The 21356-nt window shown below is 42.0% G+C and carries 13 protein-coding genes; 5 read left to right on the top strand and 8 right to left on the bottom strand.

Going from position 1 to position 21356, the window contains the following annotated elements; genetic code table 11:
• Nucleotides 1-188: 188 nt before the first annotated feature.
• Nucleotides 189-5324, bottom strand: a complete 5136-nt coding sequence (locus VF06_RS17455; RefSeq protein ID WP_099070772.1) for a DUF4347 domain-containing protein — start codon at nucleotides 5322-5324, stop codon at nucleotides 189-191.
• Nucleotides 5325-6004: 680 nt separating this feature from the next.
• Nucleotides 6005-8281 (bottom strand): RelA/SpoT family protein, encoded by a 2277-nt coding sequence (locus tag VF06_RS17450; protein WP_099070773.1) that lies wholly within the window; start codon nucleotides 8279-8281, stop codon nucleotides 6005-6007.
• A gap of 296 nt (nucleotides 8282-8577) precedes the next feature.
• Here VF06_RS17450 and patD point away from each other — a divergent pair, with 296 nt between their 5' ends.
• Nucleotides 8578-8976 carry a heterocyst frequency control protein PatD gene (patD, locus tag VF06_RS17445; protein WP_099070774.1) on the top strand — a complete coding sequence of 133 codons (399 nt, stop codon included), beginning with the start codon at nucleotides 8578-8580 and terminating at the stop codon, nucleotides 8974-8976.
• Nucleotides 8977-9202: 226 nt separating this feature from the next.
• Here patD and VF06_RS17440 read toward each other — a convergent pair whose 3' ends face one another.
• The gene (locus tag VF06_RS17440; RefSeq protein ID WP_257208132.1) at nucleotides 9203-9895 is read right to left on the bottom strand and encodes a TetR/AcrR family transcriptional regulator; all 693 of its coding nucleotides are present in this window, start codon (nucleotides 9893-9895) and stop codon (nucleotides 9203-9205) included.
• Nucleotides 9832-10038 carry a hypothetical protein gene (locus tag VF06_RS40910; protein ID WP_180267866.1) on the bottom strand — a complete coding sequence of 69 codons (207 nt, stop codon included), beginning with the start codon at nucleotides 10036-10038 and terminating at the stop codon, nucleotides 9832-9834. Before VF06_RS40910 ends, VF06_RS17440 begins: the two co-directional genes overlap by 64 nt.
• A gap of 88 nt (nucleotides 10039-10126) precedes the next feature.
• Between VF06_RS40910 and VF06_RS17430 the strand changes: the two genes are divergently transcribed.
• Nucleotides 10127-11716: a DHA2 family efflux MFS transporter permease subunit gene (locus tag VF06_RS17430; RefSeq protein WP_099070775.1), complete on the top strand. Its 1590-nt coding sequence runs from the start codon at nucleotides 10127-10129 to the stop codon at nucleotides 11714-11716.
• Nucleotides 11717-12017: 301 nt separating this feature from the next.
• Here the strand turns inward: VF06_RS17430 and VF06_RS40905 are convergent, their stop codons facing one another.
• Nucleotides 12018-12182 carry a hypothetical protein gene (locus VF06_RS40905; RefSeq protein ID WP_244918165.1) on the bottom strand — a complete coding sequence of 55 codons (165 nt, stop codon included), beginning with the start codon at nucleotides 12180-12182 and terminating at the stop codon, nucleotides 12018-12020.
• A gap of 110 nt (nucleotides 12183-12292) precedes the next feature.
• Here VF06_RS40905 and cysH point away from each other — a divergent pair, with 110 nt between their 5' ends.
• On the top strand, nucleotides 12293-13018 hold the full coding sequence (cysH, locus tag VF06_RS17425; protein ID WP_099070776.1) for a phosphoadenosine phosphosulfate reductase: 726 nt from the start codon (nucleotides 12293-12295) through the stop codon (nucleotides 13016-13018).
• A 147-nt stretch (nucleotides 13019-13165) separates the two neighbouring features.
• On the top strand, nucleotides 13166-14419 hold the full coding sequence (gene sbcD, locus VF06_RS17420) for an exonuclease subunit SbcD (protein WP_099070777.1): 1254 nt from the start codon (nucleotides 13166-13168) through the stop codon (nucleotides 14417-14419).
• Nucleotides 14420-14656: 237 nt separating this feature from the next.
• On the opposite strand, the gene VF06_RS17415 is transcribed toward sbcD, so the two are convergent.
• The 3 genes from VF06_RS17415 to VF06_RS17405 form a co-directional block, all read right to left on the bottom strand.
• Nucleotides 14657-15646 carry an SGNH/GDSL hydrolase family protein gene (locus VF06_RS17415; RefSeq protein WP_099070778.1) on the bottom strand — a complete coding sequence of 330 codons (990 nt, stop codon included), beginning with the start codon at nucleotides 15644-15646 and terminating at the stop codon, nucleotides 14657-14659.
• A 271-nt stretch (nucleotides 15647-15917) separates the two neighbouring features.
• Entirely contained in the window at nucleotides 15918-17915 is a 1998-nt protein-coding gene (locus VF06_RS17410; protein WP_099070779.1) for a tetratricopeptide repeat protein, read from the bottom strand.
• Nucleotides 17916-18540: 625 nt separating this feature from the next.
• Complete coding sequence (locus tag VF06_RS17405) at nucleotides 18541-19032, bottom strand: COP23 domain-containing protein (protein WP_099070780.1); 492 nt, start codon at nucleotides 19030-19032, stop codon at nucleotides 18541-18543.
• A 166-nt stretch (nucleotides 19033-19198) separates the two neighbouring features.
• Here VF06_RS17405 and VF06_RS17400 point away from each other — a divergent pair.
• A partial coding sequence (locus tag VF06_RS17400; RefSeq protein ID WP_143874522.1) for a two-partner secretion domain-containing protein occupies nucleotides 19199-21356 on the top strand: 2158 nt, incomplete at its 3' end.

The raw sequence follows: 21356 nt of genomic DNA, 5'->3' as shown, positions 1-21356 counted from the left end.
CCGCCTAATAGTCTGTCCCATTAGTTCTGAGAGATAAATAAGTTTGTAGTTAGGACTTTAGTCCTTGATTTTTAAGCACTGAAGTGCTTACTACAAACTCATCAAAATTAATGGGACAGACCACTAATCATTTATCAAAAAAATAGTCCTAATGATAAGTCTTCAACCGGACATGATATTGCTCACCATTACAGAATTGCGACAAAATCACTTTCAGTAATCAAGCTAGGTTTGATGTTGTTCAAAATAGCTAATACCTCATCAGTGGAAGTAATCCGAATCGAAGTCTTAGTACCACTTGCTGAGATAGTTAAAGCCCCATAAGTTAAACTCCCCAATAAACCAAGTTTGTCGATACCATCTTTAAAATCAAAGATGGTATCACTGCCGTTTCCTGAAGCGAGAACAAAAATATCAGCACCTGCTTGTCCATAGAGTGCATCATTACCAGCACCACCTATCAAAGTGTCATCACCTGCACCACCATAAAGCTTGTCATTTCCAGCGTTACCAATCAGGCGATCGCTGCCATTCTGCCCATTTAGGTAATCATTTTGACTACCACCCAAGATACTATCATGACCATTACCGCCATAAAGATATACACTGGCAATTGTGAATGATGATGCATCTAAAGTATTATCACTAATACCACCCGTCAGGGTCACGCGTTCAATATTAATGAAGCTATCATTACCTAAACCAAATAATTGAGTATTAGTTAAAGTAAAGTTGATATCAGCAGATTCCCTAATTGAGTCGGTGCCATCACCACCATCAAGAATATCATCACCTCCACCACCAAAAAGGTAGTCATTGCCAACACCAGCAATCAAGCGATCGCTACCGTCATTACCGTATAAAGAATCATTTCCGGCATTGCCGTAGATAGTATCATCAGTTGTACCACCATTTAATTTATTGCCTGAAGATGTACCATAGATGGTATTTTCGCTAACATCAATCAAATTAATAGCGATCGCTTGCATAATACTAGTATCCGTGCCATCACTGACAGTAACTTGTAATTGAAAGTTGGGCTTATTTTCAAAATCAAGCTCGTCGCGATCGCTAACGATAATTTGTCCAGAAGTCGAGTTGATGCTAAAAGCAGCTTTCCCATCTCCATCAAAGTCAAGGTTACCATCAATAATTGTCCAGTTGGAAAATGAGCTAGTTCCCTCGATGTCGGTAGCAATTACAGTACCAACCACCGTATCATTACTGCTATTTTCCTTGATGCTGAAGCTTTGATTTGCGGTAATAATTGGGGCATCATTGACCGCAGTCAGGTTAATTGTCTTGGAGACTACGGCACTAGTACCGCCATCACCATCAGTCAAAACAAAGCTAACGGTACGGGGAGTAGTAGGGGGATTATCTGAAATGTTGGCGTAACCAATACTGCGTAGCACAGCTTGGACAGCAGCAGGCGTAGCTTTAGAGGTAAAGTTGATTACCAAATCTTGAGTGCCAATACCGCCGCTGAAAGTACCGATAAAGCTACTATCGTACAAAATGCTTGTGTTGTTGACTGCTATTTTATTTGTTGTACTGCTTTGGATGATGAGGCGATCGTCAGCAGTTCCACTATTACTGAAGCGAACAGTCAATTTACCGGAATCGAAGTCTTGAGAATCAGGATCTACGACAGTTGCACCAAGATCAATGAAGATAGCCGAGGCATTTTCAGTGTAAGTAGGGTTAGTTCCTGGCAAAGTGATTATCGGAGAATCGTTGATAGCAGTAACATTAATCGTCTTAAAGACAGTGGCACTAGTACCGCCATCACCATCAGTTAACACAAAATTAACGTTACGAGGAATAGTAAGCGGATTATCCGAGATGTTGAAGTAACTAATACTGCGTAGCACAGCTTGGACAGCAGCAGGCGTAGCTTTAGAAGTAAAGTTGATTACTAAGTCTTCAGTGCCAATACCACCACTGAAAGTACCAACAAAACTACCATCTTGCAAAAAGCTTGTGTTATTGACTTGAATTTTATTTGTTATGTTGCTTTGGATAATCAAACGGTCATCAGCACTTCCACCATTACTGAAGTGAACAATTAATTTACCTGAATCGAAATTTTGGGAATCAAGGTCTGTAACAGTTGCATTCAAGTCGATGAAGATGGCAGGTGCATTTTCAGTGTAAGTGGGGTTGGCGCTGGGCAAAGTGACTGTAGGTGCTTGATTGCCAACATATAAATTAACTGTGGCGATATTAGAATCTACAATCGCATCATTGGCTTGATAGCTGAATGTATCAATACCTTGAAAGCCAGCATTAGGAGTGTAAGTAAAAGACCCATCAGAATTGAAAATCAGGCTACCGTTGTTTGGGCTAGACACTAAAGTTGCTTTCAGTGGCGTGTTTTCAATATCTGAGTCATTGGTTAATACACCAGCAACTAAATTGTTAGGGGTAGCGCGGTATTGAATGCGGCCTTTGAAGCTTTCGTTGGCAGGGTCGCCATCACCGTATTCTTGGAAGGTGGCATCAAAGTTGAGAATTTCGTCGCCAGAACCGTAGGTGATTTGGTTGACTGTAAACTCCCCTGTTAAAGTGTTATAGCCTCGTCCATTACCACTGACATCTAAACCAGGCTGATTAGAGGCTTGGAATGGGAAACGCGCTGCACCCGTGTATGTTGTGCCTGCTGTCAGTGGAGCATTAAATGGAGCTGCAAATGAAAGATCCCACCAATCGTTGATACCAGAGAAACTAATTCGGATAGCATTATTCTTACTGGGATTTGTGGGGTAGGCACGGACAGCGCTAATCCTATTTGGGGTGGGACTATAGGTATAGTAATCACTCTGACCGATATAGTTACCGCGATCGCTATCTAAAGTCAGCGCTGTAATGGCAGCAGCAGTCTGTAATTGTCCGTTTGCCGCTACAAAGTAAGTATCATTTTTAATTATTGGTGGCTGATTAGTGCCAATAGCCGCACTAGTAACCTTGATATCATCAACCCCAATCCACTCATCTTCTCCATTGGCATCAGTAGTAATAAAACGAACTTGGACTTTTGCTTGATTGGTAGCTTCGGGTGGCAATAAAACAATCAGGCGTGCTTCCCGTGACTCATAAGACGCTAAGGTTGAGGCGTTATTAGAAGCATCAGGTACAAAACCTGTAGGCAGATTGATAAAATCTCCTGTATCCCCAACGCAGTATTGTACGGCAACAGATTGAATGGCATCGCGCGTTGAGGTATCTATATCACGTAGGGTGAAGCTAAGTAGAACATTCTGCCGTCCGGTAGCATCTAAATAGAGAACTAAATGCGGTGCTGTGGCAGTTGATGAACCTCTGAGGGCAATAGTTGGATTGCTGAATGTGAATTCTGTAATTCCACTATTTGTGTAAGTACTTGGATTAGTTTGATTAGCATTCACATCAATAGGAGTGGCAGAACCATCAGCTAGTACTGTTTGTGGGTTAATACCCGTGGTACCCACTAAACCATCACCTCGAAAACCCCTAATACTGGGTAAATTACTCCAATTATCATCGGTAGTAATCAAATTAGCATTTGACCAGTCTTGGATAAACTCGCTAGTTGCTAGTTTGTGATAAATGACATCCAAGGCAACAGGAATATTACTAGAAGGTGCCTCGTAACGGGCTATAAGAAAGTCACCAGTGTCACTGCCAGTAACCACAATCTTATTGTCAGACTGAACGGCAACCGCAGTGTTTTGAAAATAACTACTGCTAACAGGAGTTATAACTTTACCATTATCACCAAAGCTGGTATCTAAGCTGCCATTGGAATTGTAGACAGCTAAAGCAAGATCGCGGCGATCGCTTACGTTTTGAGCAAACCCAGACACTACAATTTTGCCATTGTGCAAAATCGCTAAACTTTGGCCAGCATCATTGCTGCTTAGATCTGTAACAACCTTACCGCCATTACCAAAACTACCGTCCAGAGTACCATCGGAGTTATAGCGTGCCAGAGCAAAATCTCCACTGATACCAATGTTTCCAGTAGATCCCGCCACGACAATTTTGCCATCAGATTGGAGAGCAACACTATTTCCAAAGTCATCTGTGCCAGGAAAGTCTGTGATTACTTTACCGTTAGTGCCAAAATTAGTATCTATACTCCCATTGGAGTTGTAACGTGCCAAGATAGAGTTAATGTAGCCATTATTATTCATGGCATTCCCAGCTACTACAATCTTACCGTCTGGCTGAATCAGGATACTTGTAATAGCGTCTTGGCCGTCACTCATAGCAGTAAGAACCCTACCCCCATTACCAAAACTATTATCCAGACTGCCATCTGAGTTGTAGCGTATCAGGATAAAGTCAGTATTCAGGTAAGTGTCATTTTGGGTAAGATATCCCCCCACAATAATTTTGCCGTCTGGCTGGACGGCAACGCTTTTTATCCATTCGCTTTTACCCTCAAAGTTTGTAGAAACTTGTCCGGCATTCCCAAAGGTGGTATCTAAGCTGCCATTAGAGTTGTAGCGTACAAGAGCAGCATCAGTTTGGTTACCATTGTAGGTAATTCCCGCGATTAAAATTTTGCCATCTGACTGAATGGTAACGGTGTAAGCTCTATCGCTTTGGTTAGTAAAATCGGCAAACGCCTTGCCACCATTGCCAAAGCTGCTGTCCAGGCTACCATCTGGATTATAACGAGCCACTGCAAAGTTACTATTGCTAGCGTAGCTTTCTCCTACTACTACAACCTTGCCATCTGCTTGAATGGCAACACTATAAGCTGTGTCACTACTACCAATATCTGTAATGACTTTACCACCAACCCCAAAGGTAGTATCGAGGTTACCAGGAGCAAGCACTCCAGTATAGGTGGAAAGTGTTTCTTGCCGGAATGCCAGATGTGCAATTGGAAAATCTTTGCCAATTTGAACCTGTAAATTCCAATCTCCTCCTAACGCCGCATTACCTGTTGGTGTATTAGAAGCCGCAATATTCGCTCCTGTCAATTGGTGCAACTTCTGTAAAAATTCTTCTCCCGCATCCCCAGCAGCAACATTACAGCCGTAGAGTATCAGAGATGAAGACAACCAACTTTGTAGTTGTTGAGTATAGCGTTCTAAGCTGCTGAGACTGAGTTCGGTGTTACCCAGGTAAAGGCAACCAGGAGAACCATGAGAGACAATATGGACGCTTTCTACTTGAGGGTGTTGTAACAGTATTTGAGTAATTTGTTCTACCCCATCTTGGCTGGAGTCAAGAACTACATGCTCAAGTTTTAATACAAGTAAATCCAGCAATATTTCGTAGTTATGAACTGATGAATCAATGAAAATAATGCCTTGTTTTTGAGTACTCATGCTGTTTAAATCATTCACTAATTTTTGTAGTTAAGATATTAGGAGATAAGATAATTTCAGCGCCAAAGCATTATTTACAGCACATAAATTAGAAGTTAACACTATGTTAAACTTAGAATTTTGATACTGTAATTGATTGCAAACCACTAAATGAAATATTTTTTGAAAATCAAGCTTGATTTATCGGCTTAATTACTCAAATACATTTCAAAAATCAAAATTATTCTCCTGTCAACATCTTGCTGATTGCAGGTATTAATTTCATCGATATATTTCCTGAAATATTATTAACAATGTGTAAAGTATAAAAAAACACTTAAATATAAATTTACTCCTAATATAGGATTAGGGGGTAAGATGGCAACTAACTGCCCTCTTACCCCCTCTTCTTGACATAACGATCGCCCTTTTGAAGTACCTTTTTAAGTACAGGACATAGGAATTATCTTTAAAAAACCTCTACGTACTGGCGTGACAAGGCTAAAATGTTGCAGTAGATTTTATTGTGGGATGGGTGTCCTCACCCGTCCGGGCGGGCAGGATGCCCACCCCACAAGAGTTTCCTAATGCACTATTTTAGCTGTGTCAGTCCAGTACCTTGGCGTTGAAAAAAACTATGGTGCGTCATACCGAATTAACGCACCCTACCAACAAATCATAGAGAGATACAGAAATCCCTACTATTCGTCAATTTGACCAATGCGACGGATATTCAAAATGTCGCTCATTTTCTTAATTTGCATAAATACTTGTTCTAGTTGAGAGCGATCGCGTATATCTATTCCTAAATCCATCAATGCAGGTTGACCAACGGCAGTTTTTACCTGGGCATGGCGGACATTGATTCCCTGGTCGCTCAGCCTTGATAAAATATCCTTTAAGACTCCTACGCGGTCAAGTGCTTCAATTTGAATATCCACTGGGTAAGTTTGCGGACGACCGCTGTTTTCTGCTGCTGGATTCCACCTAACGGGTACTAGGCGTTCGCACTCGACATTTTCCAGATTATGGCAGCCTTGGCGATGAATTGAAATCCCCCTACCCCGCGTCACTACGCCAATGATTGCTTCGCCAGGAATCGGGGTACAACACCCAGCTAAATGATACACCAAACCTTCTACGCCAATAATCGGCGAATCTGTGGAACGGGAGGTATTTGGAGGCGCATCTCGCAAAGCTTTTGCTGTAGATGTGGGTTCTTTGGGAAGAAATGGTAGCGGTGCTGTAACTGGTTGTTGTCCCTTCACCACTTCTCGCCAACGATTGAGGACTAAATTTAATGTCACTTCACCGTAACCCAAACCAGCTAGTAAGTCTTCCACGCTGTGATAGTTACACTTTTCAGTAACAATCTGCATTGCTTCTGACTTTAATAGACTATCAAAACCAGTTTTACCAAGTTCCTTTTCTAACAATTCTCGTCCGCGAGCGACATTTTCTTCCCGGCGCGATCGCTTGTACCATTGTTTAATTCGATACTTGGCTGCGGAAGTTCTGACAAAATTCAACCAATCCAAACTTGGATGGCAGTTCTTTTGGGTAAGAATCTCCACAATATCGCCATTTTGTAGTCGTGTTGACAAAGGTACCATGCGCCCATTGACTCGCGCCCCCGAACAATGGTTTCCCACTTCTGTGTGAATGCGATAGGCAAAATCTATAGTTGTAGACCCAGGACTTAAAGGCACAACATCCCCCTTAGGGGTGAAGACATAGACATCATCTTCAAATAGATTGTCTTTGACGCTATCAAGATATTCTTGGGCATCTTTTAAATCTGTTTGCCATTCCAGCAGTTGCCGCAGCCAAGTAAATTTTTCATCTGTGGCTGTCAAATGGCTACTGCTAGAGCCTCCTGTTTCTTTATACTTCCAATGGGCCGCAATCCCATACTCAGCGACATGATGCATTTCCACCGTGCGAATTTGCACTTCCAAAGGACGACCAGTCAAGCCAATGACTCCAGTGTGCAACGACTGGTAACGATTTGGTTTTGGCAGTCCAATATAATCTTTAAATCTCCCCGGTATTGGGCGAAAAGCATCATGAACTATCGCTAGAGCGCGATAGCATTCCTCATTGGTTTGGACAATAATTCGCAGCGCTGCTAAATCATAAATTTCGTGAAATTCCTTTTGCTGGCGTTGCATTTTTTGGTATATGCTATAGAGATGTTTGGGGCGGCCGCTGATATCTTGGCAGCGAATTCCAGCTTGTTGCAAACGCTCCCGCAAAGTTTCCGTAGCTTTAGCCAATTTTTCTTCTCGCGCCGTCCGTTTTTCGGAAACATGCTGCTGCATTTCCCGAAAAGCTTCTGGTTCCAAATATTTAAAAGCTAAATCTTCTAATTCCCATTTAATTCGCCAGATACCCAGACGATTGGCTAAAGGTGCAAAGATATCTCGTGTTTCCTGGGCACTGCGGCGGCGGCTGGCTTCAGACATATATTGTAAGGTTCGCATATTATGCAAACGGTCTGCCAACTTCACCACAATCACTCGGATATCTTGCGCCATTGCCAAAAACATTCGCCGGAAATTTTCCGCTTGGCTTTCAGTTTTGCTAGTGAAATTGATTTTAGAAAGTTTGGTGACACCTTCCACCAATTGCCGGACTTCCGGGCCAAACCTTTCTTCAATTTCTTCAATCGTTACTTCTGTATCTTCAACTACATCATGAAGAAATCCAGCTGCTATCATAGCAGGACTACCTCCCAAGTCCCGCAGCAATCCAGCCACAGCAATGGGATGAGCGATGTATGGCTCTCCCGATTTGCGGTATTGGCCTTGATGCAGTTGGTAAGCAAATTCAAATGCTCGACCAATTAAAACTGCCTCATTATGCCTTCGCTCATCTTCGCCTTGGCCGCTACTAGTTGTCGATAATTCCTTCAAACATTTCTTTAACCATTCCGGAATGGCAAGATCGACTGGTGAATTGATAGCTATGCTGCTCATACAATTGGGTCTTAAGGGGATCGGTAGATAAGTGTGAGATAGACAAAACTGGCAGCATCACCGTGGGAAGATGCTGTTGCCACTAGACCGGTGGAAAAAACAGTGTCAGGATGGTTCTCCAAATTGGCAATGGTAGTCATCCAGTGTGAATTTCAGGGATCGTAAACTTGAAAATCGATTGATTGCAAACAAAGCCTCAAATCAGAATTTGAGGCTTTTAGTACTGATAAGTGGTTAAGAAAGTTTATTGTATAAGAAAAATTGCTTGACATTTATACTATCTTAACTAGCAATCGATGTCTTTAAACCGTGAGAAATATCAGGCATTCGTAACCTTACTAGAGCAATTACGCTCAGATGCTACAACTGGGCCAATTGTTGCAGCAGAACTGCGGCGGCGTGTAGCCTCGTTGCAGCGGCTGTTTGTAGAGGAAATTGTGCCTTTGGCTGACATTGGCGTTGACGGAGCGTCCCAAACGGAAGCCTCTTTGCAAGGAGAAGACTCGCGAGTGCAGTCTTATCAAACTGAGATGAGTAAGCAACTGCGCTTGTTGGAAATAGATGTGATGTTTTTCCAGGGAGCGCGGCAGGCATCCACCGTACAAACGAGACTCCAAACGATTAGCGATCGCTTGACAACTCTCATACAATACTGTGATGCCATTTTGCAACCACAAACAGAGGGAGAAAAATAACAATTGTTCACCTTTTTCTCTAATTAATACATCATCTCATCTACAACGATTAGTGAAAAGTTATTTTAGCAACAAGTTGGGAATGGGCATTGGGCAAGGGGTAAAGGGGAAAGGGCAAGGGGTAAAGGGGAAAGGGCAAGGGGTAAAGGGGAAAGGGCAAGGGCTAAAGGGGAAAGATTAAATTTATTCCTTTTCCCTTTTCCCGGTTGGTGAGCTTGTCGAACCATTAACCTTTTCCCCTGCTCCCCCTACCCCCTGCTCCCCCTACCCCATGTCCTAGTCCCTTGACGAGAAGATCTATGGTGCGGCGCATGTAGGTTTCTACCGGCTCAGTTGTTGGTTTGAAAATCAGCGCGTAATATAGCGAACCACTCACCAGGTCGATAATTAAGTCTATGTCGGCATTATCTTTGATTTCCCCTCTAGATTGGGCACGCTCAAGGACTTTGGCAAAGGCTTCGCGTCGGAGTTTGATATATTTCGTCCAGTAAACTTGGGCAAATTGAGGATTGCTGGATGCTGTGCTGATTATTAAGGCCAGTGTTTGACGCCCAAGGGGACTATCTATTTTTTTAGCTGCATTCTTGATGACAATATCCATGTCTCCCCAAAAGCTGCCGGTATCGGGGATCGCTAAATCATCTCTCAAACTTTCTATGGCGTCGGCAACAAGTTCTTCTTTACAGGTGTAACGCCGATAGATGGTAGTTTTACCAACTCCAGCACGATTGGCGATCGCTTCTATACTCATGCTTTCATATCCTACCTCTGCAAGCAAATCTAGCGTCGCTTGCAAAATAGCTTGGTCTGCGTGAATACTACGTGGTCGTCCAGAAGATGTGTTAATTTGGTTACTCATAAAAAAGTCATTGGGCATTGGGCATTGGGCATCGGGCATGGGGCATGGGGCATTGGGCATTGGGCATGGAAAGAGGACAAGGTAGACAAGGTAGCAATCTTTTTCTCCGAAGTTCTGATGGTCGGAAACCTCCGCTCAGACTTCTCTCCTTGTCTCCCTTGTCTCCCCCCTCTCCCCATCTCCCCATCTCCCCATCTCCCCATCTCCCTTATCTCCCTTGACCGTTTTAATATGATACGCTACCGTATCGTATATTAATATCTAATTTTTACTTTGGGGATCGTTCTGACGATGGCTACCAACATTAAACGTTCTACTGTTGACGAATTTGGTTATGTTCAAGGGTCTTTAAAGTGGGCGATCGCTTTTACGGCTGCCCTTGGTGCCATCTTAGAAGTGATTGACACCAGTATTGTCAACGTTGCTTTAACTGACATCCAAGCGAGTCTTGGTGCAACTATAACTGAAGTCGGTTGGGTGGTGACTGGATATGCGATCGCCAACGTTGTTTTAATTCCTTTATCTGCGTGGCTGGGAGATTACTTTGGGCGCAAAACCTACTTTATTTTCTCCTTGATTGGCTTTACCCTTGCCTCGGTTTTATGCGGGTTGGCATTTAATTTACCGATGCTAGTGATTTCTCGAATTCTTCAAGGTTTATGCGGTGGCGGGTTGCTAGCTAAAGCACAAGCAATTTTGTTCGAGACTTTTCCACCTGCGGAACAAGGTTTAGCCCAGGCAGTTTTTGGAGTGGGTGTCATTGCTGGGCCAGCCATCGGCCCTACCTTGGGCGGATTCTTGGTAGATGGTTTGGGGTGGCGGTGGATTTTCTTTGTTAATATTCCCTTTGGGATCGTTGCAGTGGCAATGTCCTTAGTATTTTTGCCCAAAGACAAAGACAACAGCCAAGCACAAAGTCAAGCCGTGGATTGGTTTGGCATTGGCTTTTTAGTGATTGCGATCGGAAGTATACAAACTTTGTTAGAGGAAGGAGAGAAAGAAGACTGGTTTTCCTCTGGTTTCATTACTACATTAGCTGTGGCTAGCGCCATTGGATTAGGATTGTTTATTTGGCAGGAATTGAGAATAGCTCATCCAGCCGTGGATTTGAGAGTTTTGCGTCACCGTTCTTTAGCGGCTGGCAGTTTTTTATCAGCAATAGTGGGGATGGGGCTTTATGGCGCTTTGTTTGCAGTGCCGATATTTGCTCAGAGTGTGCTGCACTTCACGGCGACGCAGACAGGACTATTGTTAGCGCCTGGTGCTTTGGCTTCTGCGATCGTTATGGTTTTGTTAGGTAAGCTGTCTACCAAAATCGATGCCAGAATTTTAATTTCAATAGGTGCTGTTGGAACATCTGGAGTAATGTTTCAATTGGCAGCAATTACCCCACAAAGTGGTACAGATGATTTATTTTGGCCATTGGTATGGCGTGGGGCTTTTACTGTATTGATGTTTCTCCCCTTGAGTTTGGCAACTTTAGGAGGGTTACCCAAACAAGATATTTCTGCCGGTTCTGGATTCTATAACCTCACCCGACAACTAGGTGGTAGCATCGGCATTGCCCTACTTACAACTCTCCTTGACCGACGACAAGCTTTTCATCGAGCCATTTTATTGGCAAAACTCACTCCCTATGACCCCGAAACCAATCAGCGCTTGGATGCACTCAACGGCGCACTCCAAAGTCAAGGTATGGATGCCACAACAGCGCAACAACAAGCACTAGCTTTATTGAGTCAAACAGTAGATACCCAAGCTGCTGTTTTGTCCTATGCAGATTGCTTTCGAGTAGTAGGTATTTCCTTTCTTTGCTCATTACCTTTATTACTATTCCTGGGTAAAGGCGGCGCAGGAGCAAAAGCACCGATGGCTCATTAGTGCTAACAGGTGAATTTGTAAACAAAATGTAAAAACCCCACTCAGTTTTGAGCAGGGTTATGTAAAGTTTTGTTGCTAAAATTAAAATTTTTTTATCTTAGAAAGCATTCATGATGGTGATGATACTAACACTGGTCAGCGCGATTAAAGCGCCCATAACTATAGATTCACTTAATGGATTGCGGATTTTTGAATTCTTCATTTAAGTAAAATCCTTGTTTGTTAATTGTTCCTTAACCATATCAAAATCAGTATATATATCCATAAAAAACTCGTAAAACTTAAAGAAGCGTAAATTTTCTTAGTAAAAGCTGTAGTTTTTACTTACACAATAATTTTGACTGGCATTGGGGATTGGCAGTGTTGACCGATGACTGTTGACTGTTGACTGTTGACTGGAAAAGCAGGATTTATTCTCCTTGTCTCCCTTGTCTCCCTTGTCTCCCCCATCTCCCCATCTCCCCACCTCCCCACTCCCTAGAATTAATAATTACCTCATCTCCTAGCGGGATATGGGCCTTTATGCAGTAAAATAAAACTTAATCAAGGTAGAAATCATTAGAACAAAAAATTACCATGACAGCTTTTACAGCACCTAAAAACGAAACCATCGCTTTTGACTTAGAAAAATTAAACCAGGAGTTTGAAACTGCCACTCCCAAACAAATCTTGGCATGGTCTATAGAAAACATCCCCACCGGACTGGTGCAAACCAGTGCTTTTAATGTGGATGACATGGTAATTACCCACATTCTTTACAGCGAACTGAAGTTTCCTGTTCCTGTAATCTTTCTCGATACCCTGTACCACTTCGATGAAACCCTAGAACTAGTTGCTAAAGCCAAACAAATATACAACCTCGATCTGCAAACTTACAAAACTTTAGAAGCGGATAGCCCCGAAGCTTTTGAAGCCAAATTTGGCGATGCACTCTGGGACAAAGATATTCTCAAATTCCACGACATTACCAAAATTGAACCACTGCTACGGGGTTTAGACGAACTCAACAGCGTCGCTTGGATTACTGGACGCCGCCGCGACCAAGCAGTAACCCGTGCGAATATGCCCATATTTGAATTCGACGGCAAGGGTCGTTTGAAAGTAAATCCCATAGCTACCTGGACGCGCAAAGATAGCTGGCTTTACGTGGCTGAACACGGAGTTATCTACAATCCTCTACACGACCAAGGTTATCCCAGCATCGGTGACAAACCCATTACTACAAAAGTCAAAGATGGCGAAGACGAACGCGCCGGACGCTGGCGGGGAAGCGATAAAACAGAATGCGGTATTCATATTTAGTTACTGGTCATTAGTCATTAGTCATTAGTCATTGGTTAGTAGTTAAAAATAAGAAATGACAAAAGACAAAGCGCAAAGTCTGAGCCAAGGCTTCCTTGGATCAGAACTTTGTAAGAGACGACAAATGACTAAGGACAAAGAACAAATATGATTAAAATCCTCCACCTTTCTGATATCCACATGGGAAGCGGCTTTTCCCACGGACGAATTAATCAGGCGACTGGGTTAAATACACGATTGGAGGATTTTGTCAATACCTTATCTCGATGTATTGACCGAGCGATCGCAGATCCGGTAGATTTAGTAATATTTGGTGGCGATGCTTTTCCAGATGCGACACCACCACCTTATGTACAACAAGCTTTTGCTAATCAGTTTCGCCGTCTGGTGGATGCGAATATTCCCACAGTACTGTTAGTGGGAAATCACGACCAACATTCCCAAGGATTAGGAGGCGCGAGTTTATGTATTTACCGCACCTTGGGAGTGCCTGGTTTTGTCGTTGGCGACACATTGACTACTCATCACATCAAAACTCGCAATGGCAAAGTACAAGTAATTACCCTGCCTTGGCTGACTCGTTCGACGCTGATGACTCGCCAAGAAACTGAGGGTTTGTCTTTGGCTGAAGTCAATGAACTATTAACAGAACGTCTGCGAGTTGTTTTAGAAGGGGAAGTTCGCCGTCTTGACCCCCATGTGCCAACTGTGCTTTTGGCTCACTTGATGGCTGACAATGCAACTTTAGGCGCAGAACGCTACTTAGCAGTGGGTAAAGGTTTTACTCTGCCTTTATCTTTATTGACGCGGCCTTGTTTTGATTACGTAGCATTGGGACATGTGCATCGGCATCAAAATTTGAATAAAGCCAACAACCCGCCAGTGATTTATCCAGGGAGTATTGAGCGGGTAGATTTTAGTGAAGAAAAAGAAGATAAAGGCTATGTAATGCTAGAACTCGAACGGGGTAAGGCAGAGTGGGAGTTTTGTCAGTTACCAGTCCGGGATTTTTGCACAATTGAGGTGGATGTCTCCAAAGCAGAAGATCCGCAAGGGGCATTAATCAAAGCGATCGCCAAGTATGATATTGAAGATGCTGTAGTGCGGTTAATCTACAAACTGCGCTCAGAACAAATGGATTTAATTGAAAGTGCTTCTTTACATACTGCTTTAAGTGCGGCTCACACCTACACTATGCAAGCAGAATTAGTCAGTCAATTGGCTCGACCGCGAATTCCCGAATTGAGTGCTAGTAGTAGCATTGACCCAATGGAAGCCTTGAAAACTTACTTAAACAATCGCGAAGACCTCAAAGACATCGCAGCCGCAATGCTAGAAGCAGCACAAAAGTTGCTAGCAGATGATGTAGAAATCTGGCTAGAAGCTGCAACTAATGAATAGCATAAAGCCTATTAATTTACCAGACTCCACTCCCCAAAACTTATATAGAAATGGCGATCGCTATACGAATAGAAGATTTGGGGATTGGGGGATTGGGGGATGGGGAGACTTGTACTGAGCGGAGCCGAAGTATGGGGAGATGGGGAGATGGGGAGATGGGGGAGACAAGGAGAATAAATCCTGCTTTTCCCGTCATCACTCATCACTCATCACTCATCACTCATCACTCATCACTCATCACTCATCACTCATCAACTTCAACAAAGATAATTTATCTCTTCGAGTTTTCCTATACATACGTTGACGCTTCAGCACTCCTATTGTCCCTAAAGCCCCCAGTGCTAAAATCCCTAAAGCTGGGGAAGATTCTGGAACTGCTACTAATGCGGCTCCTGCTAAAATGCTGTTAGTATATGCTGTGGGATGCAACTGATCCCAGAATAAATATCGATCGGGGTCGGGACAGGTGGTAAAACTTGTTGGGCTGGTTATTGTCAAGCAAGCATCAGTAACATTTGTTAGACCGAATTCTTGCGGTGATGCAAGACCTCTATTCAATAAGGCATTAGCATCAAAAAGGGTGATATGAAGATCTTCTTGCTGGTTCAAAGTGTTGACACCCGCACTCAAGCCGGAGTTATGGGCGTTAGTCAAAGCAGTTAGTCCAGCGGAAAGCGTTGGATTGTTATTAATGCTAGGAAGCGCACCTAAATTAGGTAAATTTACTACAAGAAAATTTTCAGCACCAACACTAGCAAGTGATTTTACTGCATTTATTAAATTATTAACTGGTTCAGCAGGGTTTGTGATGCCACTACGGTAATCATTTGCACCAGCCCAGATGACATATAGTGCTTCGCTGTCGGCTTGAGAATTTGTTGTAGTAAAGCTTGCTATCTGTTGAACTAATCCAGGTAAATTTGCATCAATGGTGTTCAAAGTACCTGTAGTAGCACCACCAAAGGCAAAGTTAGTTAGTGTTATTCCCAAACTGGAAGATAAACCTTCTACCCAAACCGGGCCATTGGTAAAGCGTCCCTGAAAATACGGTGGACTGGGAGGAAATTCGTCTCCTGTAGCCGCTTTAATAAAATTGTAAGCATTGCCAGTATCAACTAAGCTGTCACCAAAAGCGTAAATTTGACTAAAATTGGCGGCTGATGCTTTGAGTGAGAATACAAAAGAAGAAGATAATATCAATCCTACGGCTAAAATATGTTTTTTCATACTGATTATCGTTAGTCTTTTTTACTAAATAGATAGTTTTAGAAATCTTGCAAAGCTAGTTATTTTGTGGCGATCATAATTTTTGTTTTGCTCATTTTGAGGGCTAAATCAAATTAAGTCGTCGGGATGAAAAACAAAATTATCTCAACATAAATATACATAATATATCTACCGAAATCGCCAAAAATATGGGCGCTAATTTCAGTGAATTTATGATTAATTAGTATTAAACTTCTACCTAAAGTATCGATTTAATTACGAATTAAACCATTTATTTTGGGCAAATCTCTTTGGCTTGTTGTGGAAGTTGGTAATTGGGTTTGAGCTTCAAAGCTTCATCAAAGGCAGCGATCGCTTTTTCGGTTTGCTGGAATCTACAAAGGCTCAATCCTAAATAATACCAGACTTCGGCTTTTTGACCATCACTTAATTTGTGATGATCTAGAAGAAAATAAAATTGCGCGATGGCGCGATCGTCTCGCTTTAGAGCTTGTAGCACCATCCCTTTACCCCGTAAAGCTACAAAGTATTGAGGATTGTATTTTAATGCCTGTTCATAGGCTTTTAGAGAACCTTCGTATTCTTGTTTTCGGAATAATACCTTACCTTGATAGCTAAAAGCAATGGCTAATTCTTTAGCATCTGTATTTTTATGTTGAAGTTCTGCAATTTCTTTTAAAATCTCAATTGCTTGATTAATACTAACAAGTGCTGTATCAGGTTGGTTGACTGCTAGTAAAGCTTCTGTTTTGTTAATCCAGAACACAGGATCTTTCGAGTTTAGTTGAATGGCTTTATCAAAAGCTGACAGTGCTTGATTATATTGTTTGAGGTTAAATAGTGCTTCTCCTTTGCAATTCCACGCATAAACAGCTTCTGGATTAATAATAGTTGCTGTGGTGCATGATTCTAGCATCTGGTCGTAGTCTTTGAGTCCAGCTAGTGCATAGCCTCGGTTCGTCCAAGATTGGTAGTAATTGCTATCAAACTTCAGAAGGTTGTTATATTTGGTGATGGCTTGTTGATATTGTCCTTGCTGTAAGAAACCATTACCTTCTTTGAAAATCTTTTCTACTTGCAACCATCTAAATACACTCAAGCCAAAAATAATCAAGCCAGAACCACACACCATTAAACCAGCTATTCCTAGTAATGCCAAAAACCTTTTATTTAAACTAGATTTTGGCTTAGTAATAGTATTGTTGATATTCCAATTCGTATTTGGAGAAATAGCTGTTTTTGATGATGAATTATACAGAATTTTTTCTAATTCCCGGTTTATCCAGTTACAATTAAAAACTGCTTGATAAATGCGGTTGGCAACTTTTAGTTTGTCTTGTTGTTGAACTATCAACCCTATACGCAACAGTTCTGCCTCTTCTGGACTGTTGTTAATTGGTAATTCGCCTTCTTGCCAAATTTTTCGATACAGCTTCAACAAAGATAAGGGATCGCATTGCTGATTACAGATCGTACTTTCATGTATACCTTGTAAATACTCAGCAGTAATTTGAGTTTCCCAATTATTAGTAAAATTTCTATATACGATTTGTTGCACTATTACCGCTTCTGCTCCGGCGGCAATATTATCTGGCCATTCCACCAGCAATTGGCAAAGTTTTTCTGTTAAATTCGGTTCCCCATCTGTCCAAAATTGGACTTCTGTCAGCAAAGCTTCCGGACAACTAGCTTTTTCTTGTAATTGTTTGAATAATTCTAGACTACCAGGACTAAATACTGTTAATGTTGATGATTCTTCCTCTGCCGAATTAAAAGCAAAAGCTGAATGCTCAATGGGGTTGATTTGTAAATTGTTTGGCTGCGGCACTACGATTTTTAAATGTGATTTTTCTATGTGGGTTGAGTTTTGATTATTTGAAATTTCTTCTTCCTGGAGTTGGGATTCTAAAGCCAAATTCTCTAGAAAAAAATTCACAGTAGTCGGTTTCAACCAACCCTTCAGTACTGCTAATTCTCCAAAACGAAGTTTTTTGTTTGCTTGTTCAGCAAGGATAGTTCTGATTTGCTGTTCATTTAATAGTCCAGCTTCTTGGAAATATTTACCCAAAGGCTGTTTTGGTTTTTGCTCCAATAATACTGGCCACTTGTCAGAGAAAAAATCAGCCGTTTCTTGTTTAAGCCATCCATGCAAAACTAGAATTTCACCAAGCTTCAAGCCATGAACTTTAGCTTGCTCTTTGAGAGCAATTTCTATCTGCTCAGATGAAACCAAGTCAGCCTGTTGTAAAACTTTACCAAGTGGCCTCATAATCGAAAAAAAAGATATTTAGTTATGAAGGTAGCAAAAGAACTTATTTTTTTGAGTTATCAAAGGTCAATTTTCTTGTTCATGTAATAATTTTGACTATTTTTTGTTAATACTCCTAAGTAATTCGGTGCAAATAAACAAAACTAAACTTGAACCGCTCTTGAACTGGGGTCTGGTGGCTCTTTCATCAACGCCAGAGACTTTCCACTTTGTCCTTTGTTCTTGGCAAAGGTTTCAAGTGTAGTTTTGTTTATTTTCACTGACTTACTTAGATGATTAGTTGTGTTTGTATTTTATAGTACGACTGACGACGATATAGATATATACTTAATTTACTTAATTTTTATAACAAAAATAACAATAACTTTACCTGTTCCCCATTTCCTGTTATTTGTTAAGAGTCTCTACGAGTATTCTTGAACCAAATCGGATTTTGATAATTTGATATCGATAGTTTTAATAAGATTGAATATGATTGATTTAAATTTTCTATCATTTACTCACTACACGCTGCTCATCTCCTCAATTTAGGAGACTCGCCACACCATTGCATATCAAGTCCAAAAGCCTTTAGTTGACGGTTAACAGTCAACATTAAACCATGAACAGTGACATTTAATACTTATTAAAATGGCCACCAAAAAGGTTTGGTATTGGTGTAAGTACGGCTAAGAGTCCTGGTGTTGGAAGGCTTTGCTTGCTTAAAATCGCTACCCAACATTTCGTATAAAGCTTGAGAGGGGTTATCAACTGGTTTGAGAGTAAATAAAACTTTAGCATTGTAATGATTGCAACCGATACCTCTGCGTTCTACTGCACACACAACAGATTGATCGTTCAGGCGATCGCCTGTTAAATATTCAGAATCACCAGTCTCGTATATACTTTGTAAACTTTTAGCTGTGTTCTGGCAATTTTGCACGCCATTCATCGCAGAGAAATATTTCGGCAGAAAATTTAATATAGTGTAATTTTGAGTACTTCCGTCTTTCACCAAACTGACAATCACTTTTGGTGTAGTGGTGTCAGTCTTGCAGCTGACTTGTACGCTACTAGCTCTACTGGGCACAGATACTGCTAACATAACACCCATAGCTAATATTGGGGCTGTCGCCATAGTTGCCCAAGACTGCCTGTTGTTCATATTACTTAAAGACCTTTCTTGACCAAAATTTAGGCTTAAATATTAAACTCAATAATATCATTTTTGGTTAAATGTACTTAAAATGCACTAAAAAAACACATTTAATTAATTTTTTATTGGGTAATTTCACTCGTGTAAAATGAAACAATTTTTTTGTCAAAAAATTTTAATTGCTAGTGCTATTTATATCTCTTGTCTAATTACTGGCTTTCCCGTTTTAGCACAAATTTCCTCAGATAACACACTTGGTGATGGACAAACTGTGGTTTCACCAGGGACGACCCCAGGGCTGGATTTTGTCATTACAGGCGGAACACAAGTCGGTAACAATCTCTTTCACAGCTTTCGAGAATTTTCTGTCCCCACTGGTGGCGAGGCTTTTTTCAACAACACCGCAGCTTTCACTAATATTAATAACATCATTAGCCGAGTTACAGGTGGTTCAATTTCCAATATTGATGGCTTAATTAGGGAAAACTACGGTGCGAATTTCATACTGATAAATCCCAACGGTATTAACTTCGGTACTAAAGCTCAACTCAATATTGGCGGCTCATTTTTGGCCAGTACAGCAGAGAGCCTGAAATTTGCTGATGGTTCAGAATTTAGTGCTACTGATGCAACTTCCCCCCGATTAACCATTAGTGTGCCGATAGGTTTGCAATTTGGGCAAAATCCGCAAGCGATTCGCCTCCAAGGTCAAGGGCATAACATTACGCTGCAAAGTCCGATCTTTTCACCCTTCACTAGGGGAAACACCGAAGGACTAAAGGTGCAGCCAGGTAATACCCTGGCGTTGGTGGGAGGAGGAATTATTTCAGAGGGGGGAACCCTCACAGCCGAAGGCGGGCGCATTGATTTAGGTAGCGTGGCAGGAGGTTTAGTCAGTCTCAATCCCAGTCCTCAAGGCTGGAATTTAGGTTATCAAGGGGTGACAAGCTTTCAAGACATTGCTTTATCTCAAAAGGCATTAGCAGATACCAGCGGCCCTGGTAGCGGCTCGATTCAGTTGCAGGGGCGAAACATTTCCATCCGCGATGGCTCGGTGGTGTTAATTCAAACCCAAGGAACAGAATCAGCAGCAGGGATTAACGTCAATGCCTCTGAATCCTTATCTTTAGTAAGTACCACAACAGATGGGCAGATTTCCAGCAATTTATTTACAGAAACCATCGGTGGTGGCAAGAGTGGAGATATTAGCGTTAATACTCCCCGCTTAGTCCTTCAAGATGGGGCAGCCATATCTGCGGCTACTTACACACCTGCTGCTGGTGGAAATATTGATATTAAAGCCGATAATTATTTGGAAGTGTCGGGATTTTCACCATTTAACCCCACTCGCTTCAGTAATATTACGGCGGGAACTTTTGGCCCTGGCAATGCTGGAACTCTGACAGTGACAACTCAGCAATTAACTGCTCTTTCTGGAGGAAATATTGCCTCTGTAACTGCTGGTACTGGCTCTGGAGGAAATGTCACTGTCAATGCCTCGAAGCTAGTAGAATTGCTTGGTGTAACACCCTTTGTTTTCACTCCCAGCCAAATAACCGCCGGTACTGGTGGCCCTGGAAAAGCTGGTAGCGTAACCATTAATACTCAACGTTTGGTCATCAAAGACGGTGGTAGAGTAGATGCTTCCACCTTGGCCAGCGGCCCTGCTGGTAGCGTCACCATTAACGCTCAAGATAGTGTAGAGGTAAGTGGCAAAGTCCCCGGCTCGGTAAATCCTAGTTTGATTATCTCCTCAGGGAATATAGTCGATCCGCTTTTGCAACAACTATTAAGAGTGCCACCAGTACCCAGTGGATATTCTGGAGATGTGATAATTAATACGGGACGATTGATTGTTAAAGATGGGGCACAGGTGACGGCGAGGAACGATGGTACAGGGGATGCAGGGACGTTGCAGGTGAATGCTGGCTCTATTTTGCTGGAGAATCAAGGGGGAATCACCGCCGCTACCAAAGGCGGTCAAGGTGGCAACATTGATTTACGAGTCAAGAATTCCTTACAGGTGTTCGGTAATAGTCAGATATCTAGCGACAATTTTGGTACGGGAGCAGGTGGAAGATTGACAATTGAAGCGAGTCAGTTGACACTCGACGATCGCTCCTTGTTATCTGCTGCCACCACATCAGGGGAAGGTGGTAACATATCTCTGCAAACAAATGCCCTATTGATGCGTCATAACAGTCAAATATCCGCCACCGCCGGTGGAAGTGGTAACGGAGGCAATATTAACATTGCTGGCTTTAGTCCAGCCAACTTTGTGACACTCTTAGAAGGTAGTAAGATTA

The sequence above is a fragment of the Nostoc linckia z4 genome (assembly GCF_002608075.1).
Lineage (GTDB): Bacteria > Cyanobacteriota > Cyanobacteriia > Cyanobacteriales > Nostocaceae > Nostoc > Nostoc linckia.
Note: the sequence above shows the minus strand (reverse complement) of the source record. Positions and strands in the feature narration are given on the sequence as shown.